The organism is Exiguobacterium sp. s5 (genome assembly GCF_018618075.1).
Taxonomy (GTDB): Bacteria; Bacillota; Bacilli; order Exiguobacteriales; family Exiguobacteriaceae; genus Exiguobacterium; species Exiguobacterium mexicanum_A.
This window is the reverse complement of sequence record NZ_JACSLK010000006.1, coordinates 135397-148682: the sequence shown is the minus strand read 5'-3', so window position 1 is coordinate 148682 and position 13286 is coordinate 135397. Positions and strand designations below refer to the sequence as shown.

General features: G+C 52.5%; 12 protein-coding genes. 7 read left to right on the top strand and 5 right to left on the bottom strand.

Annotated elements, in window-relative coordinates; genetic code table 11:
* Window positions 1–24 precede the first annotated feature (24 nt).
* The 3 genes from KNP60_RS12820 to KNP60_RS12810 all read left to right on the top strand — a co-directional run bounded on the left by KNP60_RS12820 (window position 25) and on the right by KNP60_RS12810 (window position 2066).
* Window positions 25–1227: an ornithine--oxo-acid transaminase gene (locus KNP60_RS12820; protein WP_034781234.1), complete on the top strand. Its 1203-nt coding sequence runs from the start codon at window positions 25–27 to the stop codon at window positions 1225–1227.
* Between the two features lie 90 nt (window positions 1228–1317).
* Window positions 1318–1725, top strand: a complete 408-nt coding sequence (crcB, locus tag KNP60_RS12815; RefSeq protein WP_214797615.1) for a fluoride efflux transporter CrcB — start codon at window positions 1318–1320, stop codon at window positions 1723–1725.
* Window positions 1722–2066: a fluoride efflux transporter FluC gene (locus tag KNP60_RS12810; protein WP_214754289.1), complete on the top strand. Its 345-nt coding sequence runs from the start codon at window positions 1722–1724 to the stop codon at window positions 2064–2066. Before crcB ends, KNP60_RS12810 begins: the two co-directional genes overlap by 4 nt.
* Before the next feature lie 35 nt (window positions 2067–2101).
* On the opposite strand, the gene yhfH is transcribed toward KNP60_RS12810, so the two are convergent.
* On the bottom strand, window positions 2102–2260 hold the full coding sequence (yhfH, locus tag KNP60_RS12805; RefSeq protein ID WP_021065246.1) for a protein YhfH: 159 nt from the start codon (window positions 2258–2260) through the stop codon (window positions 2102–2104).
* Window positions 2261–2406: 146 nt separating this feature from the next.
* Between yhfH and KNP60_RS12800 the strand changes: the two genes are divergently transcribed.
* Window positions 2407–2769: an ArsR/SmtB family transcription factor gene (locus KNP60_RS12800; RefSeq protein ID WP_214797614.1), complete on the top strand. Its 363-nt coding sequence runs from the start codon at window positions 2407–2409 to the stop codon at window positions 2767–2769.
* A gap of 109 nt (window positions 2770–2878) precedes the next feature.
* A complete protein-coding gene (locus tag KNP60_RS12795) occupies window positions 2879–4912 on the top strand; it encodes a heavy metal translocating P-type ATPase (protein WP_251131401.1) in 2034 nt (677 codons plus the stop codon).
* Window positions 4913–4950: 38 nt separating this feature from the next.
* Here the strand turns inward: KNP60_RS12795 and KNP60_RS12790 are convergent, their stop codons facing one another.
* Window positions 4951–5577: a hypothetical protein gene (locus tag KNP60_RS12790; protein ID WP_214797613.1), complete on the bottom strand. Its 627-nt coding sequence runs from the start codon at window positions 5575–5577 to the stop codon at window positions 4951–4953.
* A gap of 159 nt (window positions 5578–5736) precedes the next feature.
* On the opposite strand from KNP60_RS12790, the gene KNP60_RS12785 reads away from it, so the two are divergent.
* Window positions 5737–7806 (top strand): alpha-amylase family protein, encoded by a 2070-nt coding sequence (locus KNP60_RS12785; protein ID WP_251131400.1) that lies wholly within the window; start codon window positions 5737–5739, stop codon window positions 7804–7806.
* Window positions 7807–7848: 42 nt separating this feature from the next.
* Here KNP60_RS12785 and KNP60_RS12780 read toward each other — a convergent pair whose 3' ends face one another.
* From KNP60_RS12780 to KNP60_RS12770, 3 genes are all read right to left on the bottom strand, one after another.
* On the bottom strand, window positions 7849–10452 hold the full coding sequence (locus tag KNP60_RS12780; RefSeq protein WP_214797612.1) for a putative bifunctional diguanylate cyclase/phosphodiesterase: 2604 nt from the start codon (window positions 10450–10452) through the stop codon (window positions 7849–7851).
* A 100-nt stretch (window positions 10453–10552) separates the two neighbouring features.
* Window positions 10553–11419, bottom strand: a complete 867-nt coding sequence (locus tag KNP60_RS12775; protein ID WP_214797611.1) for a YitT family protein — start codon at window positions 11417–11419, stop codon at window positions 10553–10555.
* An 87-nt stretch (window positions 11420–11506) separates the two neighbouring features.
* Entirely contained in the window at window positions 11507–11914 is a 408-nt protein-coding gene (locus KNP60_RS12770; RefSeq protein WP_034781220.1) for a YkvA family protein, read from the bottom strand.
* Window positions 11915–12027: 113 nt separating this feature from the next.
* Between KNP60_RS12770 and KNP60_RS12765 the strand changes: the two genes are divergently transcribed.
* Window positions 12028–13266 (top strand): aminopeptidase, encoded by a 1239-nt coding sequence (locus KNP60_RS12765; RefSeq protein WP_200860057.1) that lies wholly within the window; start codon window positions 12028–12030, stop codon window positions 13264–13266.
* Window positions 13267–13286 lie beyond the last annotated feature (20 nt).

Here is a 13286-nt window from a genome sequence, read left to right as displayed (position 1 = left end):
GTTTTTTGATAAGGGGGAAATCAAATGTCAAAGACACAAGAAGTGATTGAATTGACAGAGAAGTTCGGGGCGCACAACTATCATCCACTTCCAATCGTCATCTCGGAAGCGAAAGGGATCTGGGTGACGGATCCAGAGGGGAACCGTTACATGGATATGTTGAGTGCCTATTCGGCCGTCAACCAAGGTCATTGTCATCCGAAAATCATCCAAGCGCTAAAAGATCAGGCGGATAAAATCACGCTGACGTCACGTGCGTTTTACAATGATCAACTCGGTCGTTTCTACAAAAAAGTGGCAGCGCTTACAAACAAAGAGATGGTGTTGCCGATGAACACGGGTGCGGAAGCAGTCGAAACGGCTGTCAAAGCATCACGTCGCTGGGCGTATGAAGTGAAACAAATCCCAGGCCAAGCGGAAATCATCGTCTGCTCGGGCAACTTCCACGGCCGAACGATGGCGGCGGTGTCGATGTCGACAGAAGCGGAATATCAACGCGGATTCGGGCCGCTATTGCCAGGGTTTAAAGTCGTGCCGTACGGTGACATCGATGCGTTCGAGGCGGCCATCACTGAAAATACGGCGGCGTTCATCGTCGAACCGATTCAAGGCGAAGCCGGGATTATCATCCCACCGGCTGGTTACTTGAAACGTGCCAGTGAGCTCTGCCAGCAGCATAATGTCTTGTTCGTGGCCGATGAGATTCAATCGGGGCTCGGTCGCTCAGGCAAATGGTTCGCCATCGAATGGGAAGATGTGGAGCCGGATATGTATATTCTCGGAAAAGCGCTCGGGGGCGGCGTATTCCCGGTATCATGTGTCGCAGCCAATGAGAGCGTCTTGAGCGTATTCAATCCAGGGTCGCACGGGTCGACGTTCGGCGGGAACCCGCTCGCGGCAGCCGTGTCGATCGCGTCGCTTGAAGTGTTAGAGGAAGAGCAACTGCCACAACGTTCACTTGAACTCGGAACGTACTTCATGGACCGATTGAAATCAATCGACAATCCGCTCATCAAAGATGTACGTGGACGCGGTCTGTTCATCGGAATCGAATTGACAGAAGCGGCACGTCCTTATTGTGAAGCGCTCAAAGAGCGCGGTCTGCTCTGCAAAGAAACGCATGAGACGGTGATTCGTTTGGCGCCACCACTCGTCATCACGAAAGAAGAGCTCGATGAGGCGTTCGAGGCGATTTCGGCCGTGTTCGCACCAGCCGCTATTTCGTGATTGCGCATCGCTTGTTATAATGAATACAGACTCAAACACCTGTCTCGCGACGTGCTCGCGGCAGGTGTTTTTTTGAAGGGAGACGGGGCCATGCTCTATGTATACGTCGGCTTGGCAGGAGCGCTCGGTGCCTTGGCACGTTATGGAATCGGGACAGGCATCGAGACGTTTTGGATCGGTCTGTTTCCGCTCGGGACGCTGCTCATCAATTTATCAGGAAGTTTCGCGCTCGGTTGGCTGACACACTTTCTGTTTCGGTCCGGACGTCTCTCCCCGAGTGTCGTCACTGCGGTCGGGACAGGGTTCATCGGCTCGTTTACGACGTTCTCGACGTTCAGTGTGGAGACGATTGAATTGCTAGAGGCTGACGCATTCGGTTCAGCTCTACTTTATGTGACGCTCAGTCTCGGACTTGGGCTGTTCAGTTCATGGTTCGGATTTTGGTTTGGGCGGCGACGGTTTGATCGGGCTGCCATGCGAGAGGAGGGAGTGCGATGACGCTTCTCGTCATCATGATCGGCGCGTTCTTCGGGGCGATGGCGCGATTCGGGGTCGGTCAGTTCGTCAAAACCCGGACGACATCGGCGTTCCCGTGGGCGACTCTCATCGTCAATGTGACTGGTTCGTTTGGACTTGGGTATTTATACGGGGCGAATGTTCACCAAACGCTCATGCTCGGTCTCGGTGTCGGCTTTCTCGGTTCGTTCACGACGTTCTCGACGTTCAAGCTCGAAGTGATGCGGTTCGTTGCCAAAGACTGGTTTCGTTTCGGGATGTATTTGCTTGCGACCTATGTACTTGGTCTGCTGGCGGCCTATCTCGGTTATCATCTGCCATGAAAAATCCCTCGGAAACTTGTTCCGAGGGATTTGCTTTATTCGCTAAGTTGGAGTTTTTCAGCACAAGATGGGCACGTGTTCTCGTAAGACTCGCACTGCTCATCCATCTGTTTCCCGCATTCTTGACACGTCTTGTCCGGTAACTTCCGATAAAATTCGACGGAAGATTCAAGTCGGCTTGCCCATTCATTCATTGTAACTGCCCCCTTTATTTAAGTAACTTAGCTGTTATGTTGGTTTGATTGTATTATAACAGTGGTGTGTAAGTCAACAATAATATATAACAGATTTATAAATCGGATTTTGTTAGAATGAGAGTACAGAAAACGAGGTGAGACGGATGAAAGCACCCCAGTGTGAAACAATCGCCATTCAAAGTGAAGATGTGACGGTATTACAACGGGCACTGACAGACCTAGATGCGGTTCGAGTCAGTCGATTGTTCAAAGCGTTCGCCGATTCGACCCGGCTCAAAGTGTTGTACGTCCTGACGTTAGAACGGGAACTGTGCGTCTGTGATGTGGCGGCCGTGATCGGACATTCAAACGCGACGGCGTCGCATCATTTACGGACGTTGCTCGAGCAAGGGCTTGTCAAATATCGAAAAGATGGAAAAGTCGTCTACTACTCACTCGACGATGATCACGTCCGGCTACTCGTCGAGATTGCGATGGCCCACAGTGCCGAACAAATTGATGCGTGACAAAGAGCCAGCTGGGATTCCAGTCGGCTCTTTTTTTGGTTGTAATTGTGATGGAACAGCGATACGATATATTCAAATGAACGTTTGAATGTAAAGGGGCGAGATAATTATGAAACGAGATGTATTACCTGTCGAAGGGATCACATGTACGAACTGTGCCGCCAAAATCGAGAAAAGCGTGACGGGAGAGGACGGTGTCGCCGCTTGTCAAATCGATTTTGCGACAAGTCGAATGATTATCGAATGGGATGATTCGAAGGATCACACGAAGACGCTCCGCACCATCGAAGCGACGATGGGGCGAATTGAACCGGGTGCACATTTTGTCAAAGACGAGGCGGAAGTGCCGATGTCGGGTCGCTTATTGTGGCGGTTTGGCGTCGCGTTCGCCCTGCTGCTCGTCGGTCTGTACACCGATTCGCTCTTTGTGTACGCGATTGCCTATGTGGTCGCAGGCTATGACGTCGTCTATGCCGCAATTCGTAACGTATGGCATCGGGAATGGTTTGATGAAAAATTTTTAATGACGATTGCGACAATCGGTGCGATTGCGATTGCGGAGTATCCGGAAGCGGTCGCCGTCATGCTGTTCTACCAGCTCGGTGAATACTTCCAAGCACGGGCCGTCCACGCCTCGCGACGGTCGATTCAATCGCTGTTGAACATGAAACCGACGATTGCGCGCGTGTTCGAAGATGGACGTGAAGTAGAAAGACGTCCTGAAGAGGTCGCGGTCGGTAGCATCATCATCGTTCGAGCAGGCGAACAGATCCCGATGGACGGTCGTGTGCTGCGAGGCTCGAGCTCATTGGATACGGCGTCGCTGACAGGTGAGTCGTTACCACGCCCGATCGGTCCCGAGGAAGACGTCCTTGCGGGAATGGTCAACCTTGACGGGCGGCTCGAAGTACGAGTCGAACGCCCGGCGACTGAATCGAGCCTGCAAAAAATGATTGCCCTCGTCGAACAAGCGAGCATGAACAAGGCGAGAACGGAACAGATGATCACACGGTTGGCGAAAGTATACACGCCGGTCGTCGTCGTGCTCGCGGCGGTCGTCGCATTTGTTCCACCACTGTTTGTCGGAAATCTCGAGGAATGGGTATACCGGGCCTTGATTTTCCTCGTCATCAGTTGTCCATGCGCCTTGGTGATCTCGATTCCACTCGGCTATTTTGGTGGGATTGGAGCAGGTTCACGGCGGGGCATCCTAGTGAAAGGCGGCGAATATTTAGATGTGCTCGCCGAAGTCGATACGGTCGTATTCGATAAGACCGGTACGCTCACGACCGGCCGCTTTGAAGTGACCGATGTCGTGACAAACGGGGAGCTGACGACAGACGAGTTGCTTCAGCTTGCCGCCCGTGTTGAGATGGCCTCCACGCATCCGCTCGCAAAAGCAATCGTCGAGCATGCGGGTCCGGTCGCACCGTTCTCGATGATTCAAGAAGAACCGGGATACGGGTTGATGGCGATCGATGGTGAAAACCGCATTTACGTCGGCAGCGCCCGCTATGTTCAAAAATTGGGTTATCCAACCCCGGCGGAGACATCGGGGACGATCGTCCATATCGTCAAAAATGACCGTTGGCTCGGCCGAATCGAGTTGAGAGACCAAGTAAAGCCAGATGCGCAAGAAACGATTCAAGCTTTGAAGCGCTATGGTTATCAGACGGTCATGTTGACCGGGGACCGGCAAGAAGTCGCAGCCGCCGTCGGTTCGGCAATTGGAATCGATGAAGTGAGAAGCGAATTGCTTCCGCATCAAAAAGTCGCAGAAGTCGAGCGGTTGGCGGCAACCGGCAAGGTCGCTTTTGTCGGTGACGGATTGAACGATGCGGCGGCGCTCGCACGAGCCGATGTTGGACTCGTGATGGGCGGCGTCGGGAGTGATGCAGCGGTCACGGCAGCCGACCTCGTGCTGATGAACGACGCTCCGCGCGACGTCGTGGCAGCGATTGAATTAAGCAAGCGGACACGGCGGATTGTTTGGCAAAACATCACGTTCGCGTTCGGTATGAAGGCGCTCTTCCTCTTGCTCGGTCTCTTCGGGCTCGCCTCGATGTGGGAAGCCGTGTTTGCTGACGTCGGGGTTGCCTTGCTCGCCATCGGGAACGCCGCACGTCTCATTCATTCCAAATAAAAAGACCTCACAATGGAAATTGAGGTCGAGGGATCGTCTCATTGGAGACGGTCTTTTTTTCGTGTTTTGAAGAGGAGAAACAGCAAAACGAGCAGTGCGGCGATGAGCAAGATGGCAATCGACGTGAGGGCTTGAATCAACACATCGATTTGATTCTCGGTCGCGACGAGTTGTTTGCGGATGTCTTCATACTGTAGTTTCTTCAATGCGCGCAAATCTTCGAGGATCGTTTGGCGCTGATCGGTCATCGTCTCGGCTAGCTCGGTCGCGGCCTCGAGATCGCCGCGCTCATAAAAGACAAGCACTTCGGCGGCGCCTTGCTCCCATATTCCGTCACGGTAAAGCAAATCAATCAGCGAGCTCGGTGTGCGCGGGTCGTTCGTGATCGAAGTCTTCAACTCTTCAGCTTGCTGGGACATACTGTAATACGATTCTAAAAAACGCCGGTCTTCGTAGGCGAGCAACCCGCGAATGGCGTTGGCTCGTTCAATGTTAAAATACATGATCTCTTCGATGGCATCATAGGAATCGAGGCGTTGACTATGAATCGACTCGAGTTGATGTCTCGTGTCTCGAAGTTGAAACCCAAAACCCGCCAGGATTAGCGCGGATAAAAGTGATAACAAGATGAGTAAGGTCAGCCATTTCTGTTGGGACACGGTCATCCCTCCTTCCATACAATCGTACAATATTTACCGATTTCGTCGCAAAATATTTTTTTGGAAAAGGAAAATTTCGGGTAAAGGTATAAATATATAGTAAAGCGTTTCTTGTTATCGTTTACAATGAAATGAGGAACGATTTCATTCATAAGGAGAATACACATGCCAGAGAACTCATCGTTACACAAGTTACACCAGGTCTTGAAAGAAAAACGAACGAACATGGAATACGACATTCCGGCCTTGTGGAACCGCCTGCAATTCCCTTCAGAGCCTGTCCGAGATGGCGTCGAACGGGTCAATCCTTACGATTTTTTAATCGAGACGATTGAAAAAGCGATTCTCCCGCATGCGGTCGACGGACGGGATTATCATCAGTCGGTCGCCCAAGCGGATGGATATCTTCAAACGGGCGGCGATTGGATCAAGCGTGCCTCCGTCTATTCGATGCAAGTCCGGACCTCGACGTCATGGGATCATGATGGTTCAGGTTATGTCGAGATGGAGAACTCGGTCGGGATGAAGGACACGGGAACGTTCGTCAAAACGCTCGCGCTAATCCCGCACTTGCTTTATATGGGAATTGACACGTTGTTCCTATTGCCGATCTCGCAACATAGCCACAAAAATAAAAAAGGCGAATTTGGTTCTCCTTATGCCGTGCAAGACTTCTTTGGAATCGATGAAGAACTGAAAGAGACGTTGACGGGAGACGGGTTGACGGTCGAAGAAGAGTTCGCCGCGTTCGTCGAGGCGTGCCATATGGTCGGGATTCGTGTCGTCATCGATGTCATCCCGCGCACATGCGCCCGTGACAACCGTCTCATTCTAGAAAACCCGGAATGGTTTTACTGGATCCCGGTGACGGAACTCGACTACTATCACCCGCCGCACGTGCCTGGTATCGGAGAAAACGTAAAACCAGAGCACGCTTTCTTGCCAATGATTTACGGGTCGGAAGACGTATGGGCGCATTTGCGTCGCTTCTCGATGGCGCCGAACCTCGTTGACGCGGACAAGTGGGAGACGGTGAAGACGTACTTGCTCGAGCACCCGGAAGAGAACTTACTCGCGGTCATCGAGCGTGAGTTCGGTTTGACGACCGCTCCAGCTTTTTCGGATTGTATCAATGACCCGCAACCGCCATGGTCGGACGTCACATACTTCCGTCTGTTTCTCGATCATCCGACAGCGGCAGCGCCTTACGTCAGCGAGGCGAACTTGGCTCCGTACATTCTGTTCGATTCGATCAAGTCGAATCAATTCCGGGGCGATCAAATCAATGAGCCGCTATGGGCGATGCTCGCCGATATCATCCCGCACTACCAGCGCGAATTTGGAATCGATGGGGCCCGCATCGATATGGGTCACGCCTTGCCGGTCGATTTGGCACAACGAATCCTTCAACAGCCACGCGCACTCGACGCCAACTTCAGTTTCATCGCTGAAGAATTGATCGAAATCGGAGCGTGGGCAGCGAAAGAAGCGGGCTATAACATGATTATCGGCTACGGGTTCTATAAAGAACCTCGATTCGATACGCATGAGACACACCAGTTCATTTATGACTCACGTTTCTTACCGTTGCCGGTGTTCGCGGCCGGAGAGACAGCGGACACGCGCCGCGTGGCGACACGGGACGGGGGACGGCAAGCGAGTCGCTTGCTCACTGTGTTGAACGGCTTCGTGCCGAACGGGGTCCCGATGACGAACTCGGGGCTCGAACTGTATGAGACGCAACCGATGAACACCGGGCTCGACTGCCGCCCGGAAGAAGCGTACCAACTCTTCCCGACCGATCCGTACTTTGGTAAGCTCGCCTTCTTCGACGCGTATCAGTTCCATTGGGATCACCCGGAACGAGACGAGATGATCGAACTCATGCATCAAGTTGCCGAAGTGCGTCGTCGTTGGTTGGACGTCCTCGTCAACCCGAGTCATTTCGAACCGCTCGCGATGACGTACATGGATGCGCCGTTCATCGGCCTCGCTTGGCTGCGTCCGGATACGAACGAGACGCTCCTTGTCGTTGCCAACACGAGCATGCATCATCCGCTGCAGGGGAAAGTCCCGCTCGACGGGGTGCGCCGCCGTAACTGGAACGCAAGCCGTTTCGCCGAGATGGTCTACTCACCGACGTCATGGCCGTATGCCGAGCACTCGTTCGATGAGAATTGGGACCTGTGGGTCGATTTGAAGCCGGGCGAAGTCAAAATTTATGAGATGAAATAAGCAAATGCCCCGAACCGGTAAACCGATTCGGGGCATTTTTTGTCACATCGTCTGCTTCATGTAGTAGATGACAAACTCATCGAGCGGCATCGGCTTCGCATAGCGATACCCTTGCATCGAATCACAGCCGATCTTTCGTAAGAAATTCTCTTGATATTCTGTCTCGACCCCTTCGGCGACGAGTGCCATCCCAAGTTGTCGGGCCATGGCGACGATCGTCGCGGTGACGGTTTGATACTCCCGGTTCTCTTCGAGTTGCATCGTGAACTCGCGCGGGATTTTCAGCTCATCGATTGGATAGCGGACGAGGTAGGCGAGCGAGCTGTAGCCGGTCCCGAAGTCATCGATCGACAGTTTGATGCCGAGCGCCTTGAGTTCGAGGATCCGGGTCAACACGCGGTCGGAATGGTGGGCGGCGACGGTCTCGGTCAACTCGAAGTTGAGTCGGCTCGGTTCAATCGGGAACCGCTCAAACAAAGTCGTCAAATACTCGATTAAATGTTCATCGAACAATTGACGGACGGATAGGTTGACCGACAATTTTGGCAAATTGATGTCGCCTTGCTCGAAGGCGTACATCAATTGGAACGTCTCATGAATCATCCAGCGACCGAGATCGTGGATGTGGCCCGTCTCTTCAGCAATCGGGATGAATTGGCTCGGCGGGATGAAGACGCCGTCACGTTGCCAGCGCATGAGTGCCTCGGCCCCGATGATGGCTTTCGTTGAGGCATCGACTTGAGGTTGGAGGTAAAGCGAGATCTCGCCTTTTTCAAGGGCGGTGTCGAGTCCTTCCATCAACAGCTTACGCTCTTCCTTATCCGCACGTAGCTCCGGTGCGAATAGGACGGTCTCGTTGCGTCCTTTGTCCTTTGCTTTATACATCGCGAGGTCTGCGTTGGAGAGCAGGTGTTTGAGCGTTGACCCGTGATCGGGATAGCGGACAATCCCAATCGACGCATGGATCTCGACGAGCGTCCCGCCCATAAAATAAGGTGGGCGATAGACGAAGCGTCGCAACCGTTCGACGAGCATCTCATCGTCCCCGTGTTCAGCGACGACGATGAACTCGTCACCGCCGAGGCGTCCTGCATACTCGTTCGGTAATAAGGCGCCTCGGAGTCGTTTGCCGATATGTTGCAACAACTCGTCACCCATATGATGGCCGAACTGGTCATTGATTTCTTTAAAACCGTCAAGGTCTGAGAACATGAGCGAGAACGGTCGCCCTTCGGCGATGAGCCGTTCGATCTGTTCTTGCAGCGCATAACGGTTGTGTAGCCCGGTCAGGCTGTCGTGGTTCGCCTGATAGTAGATTTGTTCTTGTTGGACGATCATTTGAGTGATGTCTTTGACGATTGCATAAATGCCTTCGACTTCACCGTCGATGATCATCGGGATGTTCATCAACTGCCATACCCGTTTCGACCCGTCCTCGGTGACGACATCGACGTCGAGCGTGCGCGGACGACCGTTCTTTAAATCATGCAACACCGTCGCGTAGGCGGACCGGTCTTTTTGTTCGATGATATCTAATATGTTGGAGCCGATGAGCGTTTCTGTGTCATGACCGAGTACGGAGCTCCCGGCTTCGTTCACAGACAAGACTTCGCCGTGAAGATCGAACAAGAAAATCGGTTCGGCATGGTAGGCGAACAGCGATCGATACTGTTGTTCCCGGATTTCAAGTTCATGCGCTTTCGTCGTCACTGCGACTTCGAGGTCGGTATTGACGGTATGTAAGCGGTGGCTGATCAAGGCGTTTTGCTTGGCGACGACGAACTGACGAATGAGCAGCAATAAGACGGCGTTCGCCGTCATCGAGTCGAGCACGGATGTACCGAGCAACCGGTCGGAGGCGAGCATGAACAGCATGACGATCGTGCTATAGACGACGTAATCGAATACGGAATCATGGACGAGGGCGTCCTCGGTCGATTCGTCAAACACGTAACTGATGGAAATGATGAAAATACTGCTCACTTGAAGCAAGTGCACCAGCTCATGGCCGATGCCGTTGAAGAGGAGCAACTGGTTCACGATCGAAGCGGTCGTGAATCCGAGAACGCCGATCAATAAGAGCACGCGGAAGCTCTGACCGGCCGAAGTGATTCGATTCAAATAGAGAAAGCCGAGCATCATGTACAGGCTGATCAACACCATCTGCTCTTCAAACCCATTCAAGTTGGCGGCATAACTTCCGTTCTCGCTCGAATAAATGAACAGATGCAGAGCGCCAATCAACAGAAAACTGAGCAAGGCGAAGATATCAAACGTTCGCAGTTTCAATGTCCGAATCTCAATCGACTGGGTGATGACGATCAATGACATGATCAAATAAAAGAAGTTTTGAATAAATGGCATAAGCTCGATTCCGGTCGACATGACGAAGCGATGACCGACCAAATAGGCGATGAAACAAACATTGCCGGCGCTAACCAGTAAATGGATGTACCGGCGCATTCCGCGATTCCGCAAGACGGCGGTAATGCTGAAGGCGGTCGCTGTGAGCGTGACCACCGTGAAATAGACGAATAAACTCGTCTCCCTCAAGTCATAAGGGGTGAACAGGATCAATAAAAGGCCGAGAAAAAAGGTCCCGACGAGCAAAGCGGGGACTGTTTGGCGCAACGAGTGGTTGGACAACTCATGCACCTCCTTCTGTATATGTCTAAGAGGCTCATCATTATTATCGGATTGTGGATGCATTTATTACACAAAAAAATCGACAGCAAGCTGCTGTCGATTAAAGCGTATAGGAATGTTCCTTAAAGTTACCGACGACTGAATCGATTTCCGAGACGGTGACGAACGCTTCCGAATCAATCTCGGAGACGATTTGACGCAGTTTCGGAATCTCGTTGTTCTGTACGACGACATACAACATCTTCTTCGAATCGTTCGAGTAACCGCCGATCGCGTCCATGATCGTGACGCCGCGTTTCAAGTTCTGCTTGATGACGAGGTTGATCTCATCGGCTTTTTGACAGATGATGAAGCACTGTTTTTGCGCCGAGAAGAAGCGGTGGATTGTCAACAGCGTCCGCGATCGGACGAAACTGAGCACGAGCGCGTACATGACGGCTTTAATGTCGAACGTGATGAACACGAGAATGTAGACGATGATATCTTGTGTCAAAAAGATTTTCGGGAGTGATAAGTTCCGATTGTTCGTGTAAATGACTTTCCCGAGAATATCGAGTCCGCCGGTAGAAGCGCCTGCGAACAATAACAGGGCGAGCCCGAGCCCGGAGACGATTCCACTGAACACCGAGGCGACGAGCGGATCGTCGAGCGGGGTCGGCGGGATGAGCACGGGCAGCGTGTCGATCAAGATGGATGACAAGACGACGACAAGGCCGGTCATGAGGATGAACCGTTTTCCGAGATATTTAATCCCGACGATGAAGAGCGGGATATTCAACACGAGTTGTGTGAATCCGATTGGCGTGTTGAACAATTCATTGACGATCAATGTGATCCCGACGATGCCCCCGGACCCAATCTCGTTTGGTTTGAGCAGTAGACCGACAAAGATCGATTGTAAGATCGTTCCGGCGATGATGAACAAAGTCGTCTCGACGGCGATCCGTTTTCTAGTTTTTGCGTACATAAATAATGGCTAGGCGCCATACGCCCCCTTTGATATAAACTCACTCAAGCGTACTCCGACGATGGCGGAATTTCAAGCGCCGAACGATTACAATTCGTTGTGGAAGCGGTCGATATCGCTTGCGAGTTGCTCGTGTACGTAATCGATGACTTGAGCGTCATCGAATAAGCCGAGTGGGGCGTCGTCCGGAATCGCATCGAATGGGGATACGAAGTATAAGACGGCCGCAACGAGGGCATGTTGTTTGTCCGGCTGCATCTCGAACTGGTGATTATAGACGGCACGCAACATGTTGAGTAACTGTTTCATTTGGAAGTAGAGCGTCAGTTCTTCTTCGCGCTCGATATTGCTAATCTCGTTTGAAGCGACGTCGACCGTCACTTTAGCGAGAGCGAGTTCGCCTTGGACCAAAAGGTCACCTAATGTTTCATTGTCGGTATAGTCCTCGGTCGCGCTCGTTAAAAAGTGTGTGTACGTTGTTTTCCAATCTGACATGTATATTCCTCCTTCTGTCTTCATCTACTAATATGCCCGTTTTTGCGATTTGGTTGCAACTTTTCCGAAAATTTAAGAAAATAGAAATAAGTGAAAAAGGAGGAACTGTACATATGTCTACTGTAACCATGCCGACTGAGGCAGAATTTGCCCGCTACGCTGAGCTTGCCGTCAAAAAAGGCGTCAACATTCAGCCGGGCCAACAGCTCGAAGTCCGAGCTGATATTAGCCAAGCACCGCTCGTCCGTCAAATCGTGAAAGCAGCTTACGCGGCTGGCGCGAAACAAGTGTATGTCAACTGGAGCGACGAAGAGACGACGAAAGTCCGTTACTTCAACGCCCCAGCGGATGCCTTCAAAGAATACCCGGAATGGCTCAAGGCCCGCTTTGAGCAATTGGCCGAAGAGAAGACGGCATTCCTATCGATCGTCAGCGACGACCCGGACGCACTGAACGGCGTCGAGTCGTCACGCATCGCGGACTCGAACCGTGCTGCCGGCGTGGCGCTCGCGAAATGGCGCAAATATGTCATGAGCGACAATGTCAGCTGGTCAATCGTTGCTGGCGCTTCGGAAGCATGGGCGAAGAAAGTCTTCCCAGACCGTGAAGATGCCGTACCAGCCCTTTGGAAAGCGATTTTCGAAGCGACACGCATGGACCAACCGGATGTGGTCGCGGCGTGGGATACGCATGACGCATCGCTCCGTGAACGCGCGACGTTACTCACGAACAAGAAGTACACGAAGCTCCATTATAAAGCACCGGGCACGGAGCTGACGATCGGTTTGCCGAAGAAACACGTCTTCCTTGGCGGCGGTGGTCCGAACATCGACGGTGTCGATTTCATCGCCAACATGCCGACCGAAGAAGTGTTCACGCTCGCCGATAAAGATTCGGTCGAAGGTCACGTGTCGAGCACGAAACCGCTCAGCTATAGCGGCAATTTGATCGATGGGTTCACGCTCTGGTTCGAAGGCGGGAAAGTCGTGAAGGCGGAAGCGAAACAAGGACAACAGGCACTCGATGAGTTGTTGAACCTCGATGAAGGGGCGCGTCGTATCGGAGAAGTCGCGCTCGTGCCGGACGACTCACCAATCTCGAACTCGGGTCTCCTTTTCTATAACACGTTGTTCGACGAAAACGCATCGTGCCACTTGGCGCTCGGACGCGCGTACTCGACATGTCTCGAAGGCGGACCGCAAATGTCAGCCGAAGAGCTCGCCGAGAACGGTGCGAACGACTCGATGACACACGTCGACTTCATGATCGGCTCGGCCGAGATGAACATCGACGGCGAACTCGAAGACGGTTCACGCGAAGCCATCATGCGTGACGGCAACTGGGTCATTTAATCAAGCAAGAGACGAATCCC